Source organism: Janthinobacterium glycogeni, assembly GCF_051380725.1.
Lineage (GTDB): Bacteria > Pseudomonadota > Gammaproteobacteria > Burkholderiales > Burkholderiaceae_D > Janthinobacterium.
Genome location: NZ_JBNYXP010000020.1, coordinates 1 through 15279, shown reverse-complemented (window position 1 = coordinate 15279; position 15279 = coordinate 1). Strand labels below are relative to the sequence as shown.

Sequence of the window (15279 nt, the reverse complement as noted above, 5' to 3'; positions counted from 1 at the left end):
TTTTTTGAGTACGGTCGGCATCTTGCTGGCAGCCGGAAGGGGACGCAGGTTCGATCCTTCCGGCGTACAGAACAAATTATTGCAGCCGCTGGCCGAGGGCCCGCATGCGGGCTTGCCGGTAGTGGCGGCGGCCGCAAAATCCATGCTGGCGGCCTTGCCGCGCGTGCTGGCCGTGGTGCGCGCCGACGATACGCAGGTGGCGCGCACACTCGGAGCGCTGGGCTGCGAGGTACGCGTCTGCCATGATGCCGACACGGGCATGGCGGCGTCGCTTACCTGCGCCATCGATCATGTGCGCGGCGCGCCGGGCTGGCTGATCGCCCTGGGCGACATGCCTTTCGTGGAAGCGGCTACAATCGCCGCCTTGTCGCAAGCCATCGGCGCTGGTGCGCACATCGCCGTGCCCGTGTTCCAGGGACGGCGCGGCAATCCTGTCGCATTCAGCGCCTTTCACTTGCCGCTGCTGCTGGCGCTCGATGGCGACCAGGGCGCGCGCAGCATCGTCAGCAGCCATGCCGTGTGCGAAGTGGCAGTGGACGACAGCGGCATCTTGCGCGATATTGATACACCTGATGATTTGTCGCCGGTGCCTGGCGCACCCGGGCGATTGTAGAATATCCATGCCAGACACGAGGAAAACATGAAGAAAGCACCGATTCAAAAAATCACCGCCAAGGCGGGAGCCAAGGCAAGCGGCAAAGCCACAAGCAAAGCCGCGGCGAAAACCGCAGTGAAAACCGCACCGGCCGCCGGCATCGTCTACAGCATCGCCGCCGCTGATCTGGCCGGCCACATGTTCAAGGTGACGTTGACCGTCAAGTCGCCGGCCGCCATCGGCCAGGTACTGTCCTTGCCGGCCTGGATCCCGGGCAGCTACATGATCCGCGAATTTTCGCGCAACATCGTCAGCATCCGCGCCGAGTCCGAAGGCAGGGCCGTGGCGCTGAGCAAACTGGACAAGCATTCGTGGCAAGCCGCGCCGTGCCAGGGCCCGTTGACGGTCGAATACGACGTGTATGCCTGGGATCTGTCCGTGCGCGCCGCCCACCTGGACCAGAATCACGGCTTCTTCAACGGCACCAGCGTGTTTTTGCGCGTGCTGGGCCAGGAATCCGACGCCCATGAAGTGCATATCGTGCAGCCCAAGGATGCCGCCTGCAAGACCTGGCGCGTGGCCACCACCCTGCCGGAACTCAAGGCCAAGCGCTACGGTTTCGGCAGCTACCAGGCAGCCAACTACGATGAGCTGATCGACCACCCGGTGGAAATGGGCGACTTCGCGCTGGCCACCTTCACCGCATATGGCGTGCCGCACGATATCGTCGTCACCGGCAAGGTGCCGAACCTGGACCTTGGCCATTTGTGCCGCGACCTGAAAGCCATCTGCGAAACGCAGATCGCCTTCTTCGAGCCGAAGACGAAAAAGGCGCCGATGGACCGCTATGTATTCATGACCATGGCCGTCGGCGACGGTTACGGCGGCCTGGAACACCGCGCCTCGACGGCGCTGATTTGCGCGCGCGCCGACCTGCCGACGACGGCATCAAGCAGCACCGAGATCGGCGACGGCTACCTGAAATTCCTGGGCCTGTGCAGCCACGAGTACTTCCATACCTGGAACGTCAAGCGCATCAAGCCGGCCGCCTTCGCGCCGTACAACCTGCAGGCGGAAAGCTATTCGCCGCTGCTGTGGCTGTTCGAAGGCTTTACCAGCTATTACGACGACCTGATGCTGGTGCGCGCGGGCCTGATCGACGAAGCGGCCTATTTCAAATTGCTGGGCAAGACTGTCAACAGCGTCCTGCGCGGCAGCGGCCGCACCAAGCAAAGCGTGGCCGATTCCAGCTTCGACGCCTGGGGCAAGTACTACCGCCAGGATGAAAACGCGCCGAACGCCATCGTCAGCTACTACACCAAGGGTTCGCTGATCGCGCTGGCTTTCGACCTGACGATCCGCACCAAGACGCATGACGCAAAGTCGCTGGACGACGTGATGCAGGCGCTGTGGCAGCGCTATGGCCGCGATTTCTACAAGGGCAAGGGAGAAGGCAAAGGCCGCGGCGTGACGCCGGCCGAAGTCGAAGCCCTGTTCGACGAGGTTTCCGGCACGCGCATGAAGCCTTTCTTCGAGCGCTACATCCGCGGCACGGACGACGTGCCGCTGGCGCGCCTGCTGGCGCCGTTCGGCGTGAAATACAGCGACGCGCGCAAGGCGGAAAAAGCCAGCCTGGACGTCAACCTGGGCCGCGACGGCAATGACGCCAAACTGGCGCAGGTGCACCAGGGCGGCGCCGCCCACGTGGCCGGCCTGTCGGCGGGCGACGTGCTGGTCGCCGTCGACGGCTTGCGCGTGACGGGCAACCCGGCCAACCTCGATACCTTGCTGGGCCGCTATGCCGTCGGCGCCACGGTGGCCATTCACGCCTTCCGCCGCGACGAGCTGATGACATTCACCGCCGTGCTGCAGGGCGACCGCGTGCCGGGTGTCAGCTTGACCCTGCTGCCGGCGCCAAAGAAAGCCACGGGACCGAAGCGTCCTAGCGCCGCATGATGCTGTTTGTCATGCTGTAAGACAGAAAACCGGCCGTCATTGGCCGGTTTTTTATTTCAAGCAGTAATTTCTCAAATGCAATTTATCCGCCGGTATTGGTGGATTGCCATCATATTTACTGTAAATGAACTAATTTTTCTTTAACTAAACTAAAATTGCCGAACTGATTCTTTTCGACCGCGCCCAACGTGCAAACCCTCGATCCTCGAACGATTATGCTGATGACGACCCTGATGTGCGGGGCGATGAGCATCGTCATGTTCTCGGTGTACCGCAGTTTCCGGCGCGAGGTGCATGGCCTCGGACATTGGGCGGCAGGTTTGCTGCTGCTCGTGTGCGCGTCCCTGCTGTTCGGCACCCGCGAAGTGCTGCCGCCGGCACTGTCCATAATCGCGGCCAATGCGGCGCTGGTGGCCGGCATCGGCCTGTCGATGCTGGGCACGGAGACATTCTTTGGCCTGGCGCCCAGCCGCCGCGCCTATCTGCTGATACTTGCCCTTGCCATCGCCGGCAATTGCTGGTGGCTGCTGGCGCGCCCCGACTTCTCGGCGCGCGTGGCGCTCTTCTCCCTGCTGGTCTTCCTGTTTTATGCGCGGCAGGTGCAACTGGTGTGGCGCCATGGCGAACGCCATTTCTCGAGTTTTTTCTTTGGCGCGCTGATGCTGCTGCAAGCCGTCGTGGTGCTGGCGCGCGGCGTGGCGGCCTTGCTGCATGGCGGCGCCAGCGTGAATCTGACGGTGGCCGGCACGCCGGCCGGCATCTATCTGGCGGTTGCCAATTTCATGGCGCTGCTGCTGACGGTGGGCTTCATGACGGTGGCGACGCGGCGCCTGCAGCAGATACTGGAGCGCCGCTCGACCCACGATCCGCTCACGCAGGTGCTGAACCGGCGCGGCTTTGGCGACGCCTATGCGCGCGAGATAGGCAATTTGCGCCGCCGCCGTTTGCCGCTGACACTGCTCAGCATCGACCTCGATTACTTCAAATCGATCAATGACCGTTACGGTCACGCGGTGGGCGACCAGGTATTGGCGCATGTGGCCACCGTTGTCAAAGGCGCCCTGCGCGAAACGGATTGCGTGGCGCGTTTCGGCGGCGAGGAGTTCGTCGTGCTGATGCCGGACATGCCGGTGCATGACGCGCTGGGCGTGGCCGAACGCATCCGTGCCTTGCTGCGCGAGCCCAGTCATGCAGGACTGCCACCGTGTACGGTCAGCATCGGCGTCGCTTGCCAGGCATCGGTGGTGGAAGGACTGGAACAGTTGCTGTCGCGCGCCGATGCGGCCCTCTACCTGGCCAAGGAGCGGGGACGCGACCGCATCGAACTCGATACCGCCGCGTTTACTGTGGACCGGACAATGTCCGCAGCTGGAAGCGGTACTGGTCGTTGAAGAGGAAAGTTTCGGAGAAATCGAAGGTCCTGGCGTGGCGGCGCATCAGGTGTGCCGCCGGCGGAAAGAGGACCTGCACGCGCCGCACGGCGGCCAGCGCGGCGGCCGATGCTTCGCTGTCGCGCGAACGGTGAACGTGCACGCTTTTCAGTTCGCCATCGGGACCCACGCTCAGGTCGAGCACGACGATGGCCGGCAGCATGGGCGGCAGGCGCCCGCTGAACGTGTATTCCCCGTTGGCCGCCATGATCTGCTGCGCCACCAGCGCCTTGTAGGCGTCGATGCTGGCGGCGAGCTGTATCGCGGCCGGCGTGCGAGGGGGCGTGGGCGTGCGCACCGCTGGCGGGGGCGCAGTCTGGCAAGCCGACAGCAGGGCGGCAGTGGCAAGGACGATGATCGCGTGTCTCATGTCTGCCAGACTACCATGGTTTAGCTGAACAGGCGTTCCAGCTCCACGCCGGGGTCTGGCGCGCGCATGAACGCTTCGCCCACCAGGAAGCTGTGGATGTGCGCATCGCGCATGCGTTGCACGTCGGCCGTGCTATGGATGCCCGATTCCGTGATGATCAATTTGTCTTGCGGGATGCGCGGCAAGAGATTGATGGTCGTGTCGAGCGAGGTCTCGAAGGTGCGCAGGTTGCGGTTGTTGATGCCGATCAGCGCGCTCTTGAGTTTCAATGCCGCCGTCAGTTCTTCGCCGTCATGGCTTTCGATCAGCACGCCCATGCCCAGTTCGTGGGCGCATGCTTCCATCTCGGCCATCAGGCCATGGTCGAGCGCCGCGACGATCAGGAGGATGCAGTCGGCGCCCATGGCGCGCGCTTCATAGATCTGGTACATGTCGACCATGAAATCCTTGCGCAGCACGGGAATGGCGCAGGCGGCGCGCGCCTGCTGCAGGTAATCCACGCAGCCCTGGAAGAACTGTTCGTCCGTCAGCACGGACAGGCAGGCCGCGCCATGCGCCGCATAGCTGGCGGCGATGTCGGCCGGGCGAAAGTCGGCGCGGATCACGCCTTTCGACGGTGACGCCTTTTTCACTTCGGCGATGATGCCGGGCTTGCCGGCGGCGATGTGCTGGCGCAGGCTGGCTTCAAAGCCGCGCAGGCCTGCACGCAGGGCGCTGTCGCTTTCCACGTCGCCGCGCAGGCTGGCCAGGCTGCGGCGGGCTTTGGCCTTGGCCACTTCGTCGGCTTTTACGGCCAGGATTTTATCGAGTATGTCGGACATGATGGTCGCTATTCTATCAAGGAGGGCGGAGGGCTTACGCTTGCGGCGGGGTGCCCAGCTGCTGCGTGACCTGCACGAACTGGTCGAGTTTTGCCAGCGCGGCGCCCGAACTGACGGCGGTGCGCGCACGCGCCAGGCCGTCTTCGATCGAGCTGGCCACGCCGGCCGCGTACAGCGCCGTGCCCGCATTCAGGGCGACGATATCGGCGGCCGCACCGGGCTCGCCGCGCAGCGCTTCCATCATCTTCGCTTTCGATTCGACGGAATCGGCCACCTTCAGGTTGCGGCTGGCGATCATCGACATGCCGAAGTCTTCCGGATGGATTTCATATTCGCGGATTTCGCCGTTGACCAGTTCACCGACCATGGTGGCCGCGCCCAGCGACACTTCATCCATATTGTCGCGGCCATACACGACGATCGCATGCTGCGCGCCCAGGCGCTGCAGCACGCGCACCTGGATGCCGACCAGGTCGGCGTGGAACACGCCCATCAGGATGTTCGGCGCGCCGGCGGGATTCGTCAGCGGTCCCAAAATATTGAAGATCGTGCGCACGCCCAGTTCGCGGCGCACGGGCGCCGCATGCTTCATGGCCGCATGGTGGTTCGGTGCGTACATGAAGCCGATGCCTGTCTGTGCGATCGACTGGGCGATCTGTTCGGGCTGCAGGTTGATGTTGACGCCCAGGGAGTCGAGCACGTCGGCGCTGCCGGACGAGGACGACACGCTGCGCCCGCCGTGCTTGGCCACGCGGGCGCCCGCTGCCGCCGCCACGAACATCGAGGCTGTGGAAATATTGAATGTGTGCGCGCCGTCGCCGCCCGTGCCGACGATGTCGAGCAGGTTGGTGGTGTCGGCCATGGGCACCTTGGTGGAAAACTCGCGCATCACCTGCGCGGCGGCGGCGATTTCGCCGATGGTTTCCTTTTTCACGCGCAAGCCCATGGTCAGGGCCGCGATCATGGTGGGCGACATTTCGCCGGACATGATCTGGCGGAACAGGTACAGCATTTCGTCGTGAAAGATCTCGCGGTGTTCGATGCAGCGCAGCAGGGCTTCTTGTGGGGTGATCGGCATGATGCTTCCTTCTTCAATGATGGCGCAGGAGGACACTGATGGCACGCCGGGGCGTGCGCAGGGAATCAGCGCTCGAGGAAATTCTTCAGCAGGGCGTGGCCGTGCTCCGAGAGGATCGATTCGGGGTGGAACTGCACGCCCTCGATATCGTATTCCCGGTGGCGCACGCCCATGATTTCGCCGTCGTCCGTCCACGCCGTCACTTCCAGGCAGGAAGGCAGCGAGGCGCGTTCGATCGCCAAGGAGTGGTAGCGGATCACTGTGAAGGGGCTGGGGATGTCCTTGAAGACGCCCACGCCCGTATGCGCGATGAGGGAAGTCTTGCCATGCATGACCTGCTTGGCGCGGATGACCTTGCCGCCAAACGCTTCGCCGATGGCCTGGTGGCCCAGGCACACGCCCAGTATCGGTTTCTTGCCGGCGAAGTGCTTGAGCACTTCCACCGAAATGCCCGCCTGCGCCGGCGCTTTCGGGCCGGGTGAGATGCAGATGCGGTCCGGGTTCAGCGCCTCGATCTGTTCGATCGTGATTTCATCGTTGCGGTATACCCGCACGTCTTCGCCCAGCTCACCGAAATACTGCACGATGTTATAGGTGAAGGAGTCGTAGTTGTCGATCATCAGCAGCATCTTAAAACTCCCCATCCAGGCCATCTTGCACTTGTTCGGCGGCGCGCAATACGGCGCGCGCCTTGTTTTCGGTTTCCTGCCATTCCATTTCGAGGACCGAATCGGCCACGATGCCGGCTGCGGCCTGCACGTACAGCATGCCGTCCTTGATCACGCCCGTGCGAATCGCAATCGCCACGTCCATTTCGCCGCCAAACGACAGGTAGCCGCAGGCGCCGCCGTAGATGCCGCGTTTGGTGATTTCCAGTTCGTCGATCACTTCCATGGCGCGCACTTTCGGCGCGCCCGTCAGGGTGCCGGCCGGGAAGGTCGCGCGCAGCACGTCCAGGTTCGACAAGCCTTTCTTCAAGGTGCCTTCCACGTTCGAGACGATGTGCTGCACGTGCGAGTATTTTTCGATGACCATGCGGTCGGTGACGTGCACGCTGCCTGTTTCGGCGATGCGGCCGATGTCGTTGCGCGCCAGGTCGATCAGCATCACGTGCTCGGCGATCTCTTTCGGGTCCGCCAGCAGCTCTGCCGACAATTCCGCATCGCGTTCCGGCGTGGCGCCGCGCGGACGCGTGCCGGCGATGGGGCGCAGGGTCACTTTCTTGCCGCCGTCGGCCGTATTCTCGTTGCGCACCAGGATTTCGGGCGAGGCGCCGATAATCTGCATGTCGCCGAAATTATAGAAGTACATATACGGCGACGGGTTCAGCGAACGCAGGGCGCGGTACAGGGTCAGCGGCGAGTCAACATACGGCTTGCGGATGCGCTGGCCGATCTGCACCTGCATCAGGTCGCCGGCCATCACGTACTCGTGCGCCTTGGCGACGGCCTTCAGGTAGTCTTCCTTGGCAAAATCGCGGATGGTTTCCGTGCGCACGGAAGCGCTGGTGACGGGGGCATCGACGCCGCGGCGCAGCATCATGCGCAAGTCCTTCAGGCGCTGGCGCGCTTTGCTGAACGACTCGGGCTGCGCCGTGTCGGCGTAGACGATCAGATAGAGCTTGCCGGACAGGTTGTCGATGACGGCCAGTTCCTCCGTCACCATCAGCTGGATGTCAGGCAGGTTCAGGTCGTCTTTCGGCGCGCCGCCGGCCAGCTTTTTCTCGATGTGGCGCACGGTGTCGTAGCCGAAGTAGCCGGCCAGGCCGCCGCAGAAGCGCGGCATGCCTGGACGCAGGGCCACCTTGAAGCGCGATTGGTACTGTTCGATGAAGTCGAGCGGATTGCCTTCGTGCTCTTCGATCACGACGCCGTTCTTGACGATTTCCGTGTGGCTGCCGTAGCTGCGCAACACCGTCGTGGCGGGCAAGCCGATGAAGGAGTAGCGGCCGAAGCGTTCGCCGCCGACGACGGATTCGAGCAAAAAGGTATTCTTGCCGCCTTGCTGGGTCTGGGCCAGTTTCAGGTACAGCGTGAGCGGGGTTTCCAGGTCGGCGAAGGCTTCCGCGATCAGGGGGATGCGGTTGTAGCCTTGCTGGCCCAGCGATTTGAATTCGAGTTCGGTCATGTGTCTCTCCATGCCGCCAGGGTACAAGTGTGCGCGATGCACAAACCCTGCGGTGGGTTATCAAAAAACCTGCCGGTGCATACAATACGCAAATGCGCGCGTGCCGCCGACAGCAATCTTACACGGCTCGGCCCTTAGGCCTGCCAGGATTGCCAGCGTCGCCAAAGCCAGGCCTCAATCGAGCCGGTTTGGGTGACGTTGTGTTTTTTGATGAGAAACGTGTTCACGATGTTGGTCAGTATGCTGGTCTGTTTTGCATGCTTATGAAATGGGCCGCTTCGAGCAGCGTATTTACTATACCATCGGAATCGGTCTCGTGTATAGAGTGTCCGTGGTTGTAGCCATACGGTACGGTCAATACGGGGCAAGCCGCAGCCCTGGCCGCTTGCGCGTCGCTCGAGGAGTCGCCGATGGCCACCACTCTGGAGGGCGCCAGGTCGAAGTCTGCGCATACTTGCAGCAGCGGCATCGGGTCAGGTTTCTTCCTCGGCAGCGAATCGCCGCCGTAGACGATCTCGAAATAGCCGTCGAGTTTTTTCTGCTGCAGCAGGGGCAGGGCGAAGGCGATCGGCTTGTTGGTGACGCAGGCCAGGCGCAAGCCTGCCGCCTTCATTGCCGCCAGCCCCGCTTCCACGTCCGGGTACAGGGTGCTGAACTGGCCATTGATGGTCAGATAGTGGCGCTGGTAGCCCTCCATTGCCTGCTCGAAATGCTGTTCCACGCCGGTTGCATCGAAGTCGAGCGCCAGCACGGTGCGGATCAGGTTTTCCGAGCCTTTGCCCACCATCAGCTTGATGGCCTCGGCGCTGATGGGCGCCAGGTCCAGTTCGGCGCGCATGCCGTTGATGGCGACATGAAAATCGGGCACGGTGTCGAGCATCGTGCCATCGAGGTCGATGATGGCGGCGCGCACGCCGGCCAGTACGTGGTCTTTCACCGTGCCCGCCTGCATCAGGCGCCCTTGACGGTTGCCAGCTCGGCGCGCATGGCGTCGATGACGGCCTTGTAGTCGGGCTTGCCGAAGATGGCCGAGCCGGCGACGAAGGTGTCGGCGCCGGCGGCGGCGGCGGCGGCGATGTTGTCGATCTTGATGCCGCCATCGACTTCCAGCATGATGTCACGGCCCGACTCGTCGATCATGCGACGCGCTTCGGCGATTTTCTTCAGCGCTTGCGGGATGAAGGACTGGCCGCCGAAGCCCGGGTTGACCGACATGATCAGGATGATGTCGATCTTGTCCATCACGTGTTCCAGGTAGTGCAGCGGCGTGCCCGGGTTGAAGACCAGGCCCGATTTGCAGCCATTGTCGCGGATCAGCTGCAAGGAACGGTCGACGTGATCCGACGCTTCCGGGTGAAAGGTGATGATGTTCGCGCCAGCCTTGGCGAAATCCGGGATAATGCGATCGACAGGCTTGACCATCAGGTGCACATCGATGGGCACTTGCACGTGCGGGCGGATCGCTTCGCACACCAGCGGGCCGATGGTCAGGTTCGGCACATAATGGTTATCCATCACGTCGAAGTGGATGATGTCGGCGCCGGCGGTAACGACGTTGCGCACTTCCTCGCCCAGGCGGGCAAAGTCGGCGGACAGGATGCTGGGAGCGATACGGAATGTTGTCATGGTGGCTAAAGGCTGAGAGTAGAAAATGCGAAGATGCGCTATTTTACGCTTGACGCCGGTACCATGCTTCATTGAAGGACCGTGAAACACAGAATACGCGTCGCGCGATGCCCAATGCGTCGCGCGCGACACACAATACGACTGGCAATGTCTGAATAGGAATGACGATGGCGACTTATGAATTTACGGTAACGGTCAAAACGCAATATCTGCCCGAACAATCGGCACCGGACCAGGGGCGGCACGTGTTCAGCTACACGATCCGCGTCGTCAACACGGGCACGGCTGGCGCGCAACTGATTTCGCGCCACTGGCTTATCACGGATGCGAACAACAAGGTGGAAGAGGTGCGCGGTCTGGGCGCCGTCGGCCACCAGCCGCTGCTGCAGCCGGGCGAACAGTTCGAATACACAAGCGGCACCATGCTGGGTACGCCGCAAGGCTCGATGCGCGGCGAATACTTTTGCGTGGCCGAAGACGGCCATCAGTTTGAAGCTTTGATTCCCGAGTTCGTGCTGTCGGTGCCGCGCACGCTGCATTGACGCAACGCCGGGGGCTTGCCCCCTTATTTCAGTTTTTCGGTGCTGTCCTGTTCTTCGCCGAGCTGCTTGCGTGCCGGCGGTGCGGGTTTTTTACCCGAATACATGGTCCACCAGACTATAAATGCCAGCAAGAAGAACGCCACCAGCGCCTCTATCATCAAGATCCACATACGCACCCCTATGTTATTTACCCGCAGCTTAGTATTTACCCGCCGTCTGTTGACACGCGGTAGTCTACCCGTTTCCATCGGCGTCGTCGCGCTTGCGCTTTCCGCCTGTACCACGCCATCCGCGCCACCGACCGCCGCCGGCGGCAAGGCGCCGCCCATCGCGCCGACCGTCGTCAAGCCAGTGCCGGCCAAGCCGGCCGACGCCAAGGAGGCCACGGATGTGGCTGCTCCTACTTTCGTGCCCGCCAAGTTTGCCGCCTTGCCCGGCTGGGCCCGCGACGACATGCGCGCCGCCTGGCCCGCCTTCATGGCTTCGTGCGGCGTGCTGGTGAAGCGTCCGGACTGGAAGGAATCGTGCACGATCGCGCGCCAGGTCAATGCCGACAGCGACAAGGCCATTCGCCTGTTTTTCGAGACCTTCTTTGTGCCCAATCAAGTCGTCACCGCCGATGGCGTCAGCACGGGCCTCGTCACCGGCTATTACGAGCCGCTGTTGCACGGCGCGCGCAAGCGCGGCGGCCCGTACCAGACACCGCTGTACAAGGTGCCCGACGATCTGGTCTCGGTCGACCTGGCCGGCGTGTATCCGGAACTGAAGAATATGCGCTTGCGGGGCAAGCTGGTCGGCAAGAAGGTGATACCGTACGCGACCCGCGCCGACATCGAGCGCGCCACGTCCGTCACGGGCAAGGAATTGCTGTGGGTGGATGACGAAGTCGAGGCGTTCTTCCTGCAAGTGCAGGGTTCCGGGCGCGTGCAGCTGACCGATACGCAGGAAACCGTACGCGTGGCGTACGCGGATCAGAATGGTCATCCGTATAAATCGATCGGCCGCTACCTGGTCGACAAGGGCGAGCTGACGTTGAGCCAGGCGTCCGCGCAAGGCATCAAGGCGTGGATCGCCGGCCATCCCACGCGCAAGGATGAACTGTTCAACGCCAATCCGAGCTATGTGTTCTTCAAGGAAGAGCGCCTGCCCGATCCGAAAGTGGGGCCGAAGGGGGCGCTGGGCGTGCCGCTGACGCCGCAGCGCTCGGTGGCCATCGATTCGCGCTTCCTGCCGCTCGGCGCGCCCGTGTTCCTGTCCACCACGCAAGCCAACAGCGAAATTCCCATGCAGCGCCTGGTGATGGCGCAGGATACGGGCGGCGCCATTCGCGGGCCGATCCGGGTCGATTATTTCTTTGGCTTTGGCGCGGAAGCGGCCGAGAATGCGGGCCGCATGAAGCAGAGCGGCGCCGTGTGGGTATTGCTGCCGAAGCAGGCGCCGGCGCGCTGAGTTTCTCGCGGCGCCGGGCGGGGATTGCGCTAGCGCAAGGTTAGCGCAGGACCATGACTGGCAGGTGAGTATGAGCCAGCACTTTTTGCGTTTCGCTGCCCACGAACAACTTGTTCAAGCCCTTGCGGCCATGCGAGGCCATCAGGATGATGTCGCAATGGTGGGTTTGCGCCGCATTGACGATTTCATCGTGCGGGCTCGGTGACACTGCCACCACGCCTTCGAAAGGCACGCCGGCGGCGCGCGCCGCTGCGCCGATCTTGTCGATGGCGCGTTGCGACGCTTCCTGCATCTGCTGTTCATACAGGCTGGCGTCGAGCACGATGCCGCCGTCGGCCATCGGCGAGAACGGGAAGGGCTGCACCACGCTGATGGCGACCAGCTTGGCCTTGTTCAGTTGGGCGAAGGCGAGGGCGGTCTCGGCGGCTTTGTCGGACAACGGCGAGCCGTCGGTGGGAAATAAGATGGTGTTAAACATAGCGTGCTCCTCAAGTGATGTAAGACAGCTTATGGATTTACATCAATTAAAACCTTGATATAAATCAAACCTCACAGGCTTTGGCATGAATAGTGTCGCCAAAGCAATCTTTCACCAGTGTATGCCCGTTCATCGCTTCAGGTGCGCACGCTACGCAGCGGCGTGCCCCATACCATGGCGACCGTCAACACAATGCTGCCTGCCGCGATGCAGGCCAGGCCATTGCGCACGCCAAAATGTTCCGCTATCCAACCGGCGGCCAGCGCGCCCAGCGGCGCGGTCGCCACCGTCAGGAAGCGCATGGTCGACGTCATGCGGCCCAGCATGGGATCGGGCGTGACCTTCTGGCGCAAGCCCAGGTAAGGAATAAAGAACAGCATCACGCCGCAATCGAAAAAGAACATCAATATGGCATACGCCACGGCGCTGGCGGCCGCGCTGCCGAACAGTGCTGCCGGGATCGTCGGTGTCAGGGCAAAACAGAGCGAGGTCGATGCCAGGCCGATCAGGATGGTGCGGCCGGCGCCATAGCGCTCCGTCAGCGGCTTGACGATGAAGGCGCTGAGCAGCACGCCGGCGCCACCCAGCATCTGCGTCATGCCCAGCACGCCAGGGCTCATGCCCAGGTCGCGCGTGGCGAACAGCACCGTCAAGGCCATGCTGGCATAAAACAGGAAGTGCCAGATGCCGGCGCCCCAGGCCAGCGCGCGCAGCAGCGGTTCGCGCCACACGAACAGCAGGCCGTCGGCGATGTCGCGCAAGGCGTGCTTGTCGGAGGGGGCCGGTCGCGGGTCGCGCACGCTCATGGCACGCAAGTTGAAGACGGAAATCAGATAGCCGCACGCCGTGCACAGGATGGCGACGGGCGCCGACAGCACTTGCACCAGCACGCCGGCCAGGCCGGGACCGATCAGGCGCGACGCCGATTCCGTGGCGGCAAATTTCGATTGCGCATCGATCAAGCCATCGCGGCCCACCAGGAAAGTCAGAAATACCTGCTCGGCGCCGCCGCCGACGACAAAGCCCGTGCCGATGATGAACCCCACTATATATAACCACGGCATCGACAGCACGCCGCACCAGTAGGCCACGGCCACGCTGGCCAGGGCCAGGCCCGACATGCTTTCGCTGAACAGCATGATCGGGTGCTTGCTGCGCCGGTCCAGCAACACGCCGACAGGCAAACCGAAGAGGGCGAACGGCAGCGCCTGCAAGGCGACCAGCACGCCCATCTGCTCCGGCGTCGCATGCAATAACAGCACCGCGCACAGGGGCAGGGCCAGCGAGGTGATCTGGGCGCCGAAGCAATTGAGGCCGTTGCTGAACCACAGGCGGCGAAAATTGACGCTGGCGGCGCTGCCATCGCCGCGCAGGTAGCGGGCACAGTACTGGATGAGGGAGGAGAAAATACGCTGCTCGATAAAAAATGATCAGGCTCACAATAATAGCAGCGCACCTGCCGCGCCGCTGCCGTTAGCCGCTACAATCGTTGCACCGTTCATCGAGAGGAGACACTATGCAATACGAAGACCTGATCATCGACATCCAGGACAAAGTGGCGGTCATCCGCCTGAACCGCCCCAAGGCCTTGAACGCCTTGAACGACAACATGATGAATGAGCTGGGCGACGCTCTGCTGAAGTTCGACGCCGACGAGAATATCGGCTGTATCGTGCTCACGGGCAGCGAAAAAGCCTTTGCCGCCGGCGCCGACATCGCCGCCATGGCCGATTACACGTATCCCGATACCTTTACCCAGGGCTACATCAGCCGCAACTGGGAGCATATCTTGCGCGTGCGCAAGCCCGTGGTGGGCGCAGTGGCGGGCTATGCGCTTGGTGGCGGTTGCGAACTGGCCATGATGTGCGATTTCCTGATCGCCGCCGACAGCGCCAAATTCGGCCAGCCGGAAATCAAGGTTGGCGTCACGCCAGGCGCGGGCGGTACGCAGCGCTTGCCGCGCGCCATCGGCAAGGCCAAGGCCATGGATCTGCTGTTGACGGCGCGCACCATCGATGCGCTGGAAGCGGAACGCATCGGCCTGGTATCGCGCGTGGTCCCCGCCGATAAATTGTTGGAAGAAACCCTGGCTGCCGCCAGGACCATCGCCGCCATGCCGACCTCGGTTGCCATGATGATCAAGGATTGCGTCAACCGCGCCTTTGAAACGACCCTGACCGATGGCGTCGCCTATGAACGCCGCTTGTTCCAGGCCGCCTTCGGCACGCCTGCACAAAAAGAAGGCATGCACGCTTTCCTGGAAAAGCGCTTGCCAAACTTCGGCGGTCTTTGATATGATTCGCCTCCCCGATGAGACGCACTAGTTTGCGGCGCAAAGGGGACGGCCTTCAGGGGCTGGGTAGTAGAAAAGAAGGTGTTGACGATTGTGCTGAAATGCTTCATACTCTTCCTTCTTCGCAGCTGACAAACACAACGCTTTGTCGATAGCGCGAGAGCAGTACCGAATACAGTTCTTTAACAATTAACAGTCGATAAGTGTGGGCATTTGATGTCAGTGCAGCGTCAATCTTCGGATTGGCGTCTAACTTAAAATATCAAATGTTCACAAGAAATAATGAAATAGGCGCTACGCAAGTAGTGGCCTGTCAGTTTTTTGAGTGAGCAAATCTTTTGCAATGCAAAAGATTTGGATGGTAGTGATACTGTCCGACCTGTCAGAAATGACATTAAACAGAGATTAAACTGAAGAGTTTGATCCTGGCTCAGATTGAACGCTGGCGGCATGCCTTACACATGCAAGTCGAACGGCAGCACGGAGCTTGCTCTGGTGGCGAGTGGCGAACGGG

16 protein-coding genes and 1 rRNA gene are annotated in these 15279 nt (G+C 62.2%); 7 read left to right on the top strand and 10 right to left on the bottom strand.

All coding sequences use genetic code 11. The annotated features are described in order from the left end of the window. Window positions 1-4: 4 nt before the first annotated feature. The 3 genes from ACQ4W4_RS26575 to ACQ4W4_RS26565 all read left to right on the top strand — a co-directional run bounded on the left by ACQ4W4_RS26575 (window position 5) and on the right by ACQ4W4_RS26565 (window position 3942). Complete coding sequence (locus ACQ4W4_RS26575; RefSeq protein ID WP_436544509.1) at window positions 5-613, top strand: nucleotidyltransferase family protein; 609 nt, start codon at window positions 5-7, stop codon at window positions 611-613. Window positions 614-730: 117 nt separating this feature from the next. Beyond that, window positions 731-2551, top strand: coding sequence for a M61 family metallopeptidase (locus ACQ4W4_RS26570; protein WP_436544508.1), 1821 nt, complete (start codon window positions 731-733; stop codon window positions 2549-2551). Between the two features lie 221 nt (window positions 2552-2772). Next, window positions 2773-3942 (top strand): GGDEF domain-containing protein, encoded by a 1170-nt coding sequence (locus ACQ4W4_RS26565; protein WP_436544507.1) that lies wholly within the window; start codon window positions 2773-2775, stop codon window positions 3940-3942. Here ACQ4W4_RS26565 and ACQ4W4_RS26560 read toward each other — a convergent pair. The 7 genes from ACQ4W4_RS26560 to rpe form a co-directional block, all read right to left on the bottom strand. Further along, window positions 3893-4351 (bottom strand): hypothetical protein, encoded by a 459-nt coding sequence (locus ACQ4W4_RS26560; RefSeq protein WP_436544506.1) that lies wholly within the window; start codon window positions 4349-4351, stop codon window positions 3893-3895. The genes ACQ4W4_RS26565 and ACQ4W4_RS26560 overlap by 50 nt on opposite strands. 20 nt (window positions 4352-4371) lie before the next feature. Next, window positions 4372-5172, bottom strand: a complete 801-nt coding sequence (trpC, locus tag ACQ4W4_RS26555) for an indole-3-glycerol phosphate synthase TrpC (RefSeq protein ID WP_326457948.1) — start codon at window positions 5170-5172, stop codon at window positions 4372-4374. A gap of 34 nt (window positions 5173-5206) precedes the next feature. Further along, window positions 5207-6250, bottom strand: a complete 1044-nt coding sequence (gene trpD / locus ACQ4W4_RS26550) for an anthranilate phosphoribosyltransferase (protein WP_436544505.1) — start codon at window positions 6248-6250, stop codon at window positions 5207-5209. A 65-nt stretch (window positions 6251-6315) separates the two neighbouring features. Then, the gene (locus ACQ4W4_RS26545; RefSeq protein ID WP_035824429.1) at window positions 6316-6879 is read right to left on the bottom strand and encodes an aminodeoxychorismate/anthranilate synthase component II; all 564 of its coding nucleotides are present in this window, start codon (window positions 6877-6879) and stop codon (window positions 6316-6318) included. A gap of 1 nt (window position 6880) precedes the next feature. After that, window positions 6881-8377: an anthranilate synthase component I gene (gene trpE, locus ACQ4W4_RS26540; protein WP_058048880.1), complete on the bottom strand. Its 1497-nt coding sequence runs from the start codon at window positions 8375-8377 to the stop codon at window positions 6881-6883. A gap of 235 nt (window positions 8378-8612) precedes the next feature. Next, complete coding sequence (locus ACQ4W4_RS26535) at window positions 8613-9329, bottom strand: phosphoglycolate phosphatase (RefSeq protein ID WP_436544504.1); 717 nt, start codon at window positions 9327-9329, stop codon at window positions 8613-8615. Beyond that, window positions 9329-10003 (bottom strand): ribulose-phosphate 3-epimerase, encoded by a 675-nt coding sequence (rpe, locus tag ACQ4W4_RS26530; RefSeq protein WP_070254125.1) that lies wholly within the window; start codon window positions 10001-10003, stop codon window positions 9329-9331. Before rpe ends, ACQ4W4_RS26535 begins: the two co-directional genes overlap by 1 nt. 167 nt (window positions 10004-10170) lie before the next feature. Here rpe and apaG point away from each other — a divergent pair, with 167 nt between their 5' ends. Then, window positions 10171-10545, top strand: coding sequence for a Co2+/Mg2+ efflux facilitator ApaG/CorD (gene apaG, locus ACQ4W4_RS26525; RefSeq protein ID WP_070223779.1), 375 nt, complete (start codon window positions 10171-10173; stop codon window positions 10543-10545). A gap of 23 nt (window positions 10546-10568) precedes the next feature. Here the strand turns inward: apaG and ACQ4W4_RS26520 are convergent, their stop codons facing one another. After that, window positions 10569-10715: a hypothetical protein gene (locus ACQ4W4_RS26520; protein ID WP_165829277.1), complete on the bottom strand. Its 147-nt coding sequence runs from the start codon at window positions 10713-10715 to the stop codon at window positions 10569-10571. 10 nt (window positions 10716-10725) lie between these two features. On the opposite strand from ACQ4W4_RS26520, the gene mltA reads away from it, so the two are divergent. Further along, window positions 10726-11994, top strand: coding sequence for a murein transglycosylase A (mltA, locus tag ACQ4W4_RS26515; protein WP_495542795.1), 1269 nt, complete (start codon window positions 10726-10728; stop codon window positions 11992-11994). 40 nt (window positions 11995-12034) lie between these two features. Here mltA and ACQ4W4_RS26510 read toward each other — a convergent pair whose 3' ends face one another. Beyond that, on the bottom strand, window positions 12035-12472 hold the full coding sequence (locus tag ACQ4W4_RS26510; protein WP_131689922.1) for a universal stress protein: 438 nt from the start codon (window positions 12470-12472) through the stop codon (window positions 12035-12037). 137 nt (window positions 12473-12609) lie between these two features. Then, the gene (locus ACQ4W4_RS26505; RefSeq protein WP_436544538.1) at window positions 12610-13803 is read right to left on the bottom strand and encodes an MFS transporter; all 1194 of its coding nucleotides are present in this window, start codon (window positions 13801-13803) and stop codon (window positions 12610-12612) included. A gap of 185 nt (window positions 13804-13988) precedes the next feature. Between ACQ4W4_RS26505 and ACQ4W4_RS26500 the strand changes: the two genes are divergently transcribed. Next, window positions 13989-14765, top strand: coding sequence for an enoyl-CoA hydratase (locus ACQ4W4_RS26500; protein ID WP_436544502.1), 777 nt, complete (start codon window positions 13989-13991; stop codon window positions 14763-14765). A 407-nt stretch (window positions 14766-15172) separates the two neighbouring features. After that, a 16S ribosomal RNA gene (locus ACQ4W4_RS26495) occupies window positions 15173-15279 on the top strand; the annotation flags it as partial.

Bases quoted from the DNA above. Each gene is read 5' to 3' on its own strand.
- ACQ4W4_RS26565 (WP_436544507.1), top strand. From the start codon at position 2,773: ATGACGACCCTGATGTGCGGGGCGATGAGCATCGTCATGTTCTCGGTG.
- ACQ4W4_RS26560 (WP_436544506.1), bottom strand. From the start codon at position 4,351: ATGAGACACGCGATCATCGTCCTTGCCACTGCCGCCCTGCTGTCGGCT.
- trpC (WP_326457948.1), bottom strand. From the start codon at position 5,172: ATGTCCGACATACTCGATAAAATCCTGGCCGTAAAAGCCGACGAAGTG.
- trpD (WP_436544505.1), bottom strand. From the start codon at position 6,250: ATGCCGATCACCCCACAAGAAGCCCTGCTGCGCTGCATCGAACACCGC.
- ACQ4W4_RS26545 (WP_035824429.1), bottom strand. From the start codon at position 6,879: ATGCTGCTGATGATCGACAACTACGACTCCTTCACCTATAACATCGTG.
- trpE (WP_058048880.1), bottom strand. From the start codon at position 8,377: ATGACCGAACTCGAATTCAAATCGCTGGGCCAGCAAGGCTACAACCGC.
- ACQ4W4_RS26535 (WP_436544504.1), bottom strand. From the start codon at position 9,329: ATGCAGGCGGGCACGGTGAAAGACCACGTACTGGCCGGCGTGCGCGCC.
- rpe (WP_070254125.1), bottom strand. From the start codon at position 10,003: ATGACAACATTCCGTATCGCTCCCAGCATCCTGTCCGCCGACTTTGCC.
- apaG (WP_070223779.1), top strand. From the start codon at position 10,171: ATGGCGACTTATGAATTTACGGTAACGGTCAAAACGCAATATCTGCCC.
- ACQ4W4_RS26520 (WP_165829277.1), bottom strand. From the start codon at position 10,715: ATGTGGATCTTGATGATAGAGGCGCTGGTGGCGTTCTTCTTGCTGGCA.
- mltA (WP_495542795.1), top strand. From the start codon at position 10,726: ATGTTATTTACCCGCAGCTTAGTATTTACCCGCCGTCTGTTGACACGC.
- ACQ4W4_RS26510 (WP_131689922.1), bottom strand. From the start codon at position 12,472: ATGTTTAACACCATCTTATTTCCCACCGACGGCTCGCCGTTGTCCGAC.
- ACQ4W4_RS26500 (WP_436544502.1), top strand. From the start codon at position 13,989: ATGCAATACGAAGACCTGATCATCGACATCCAGGACAAAGTGGCGGTC.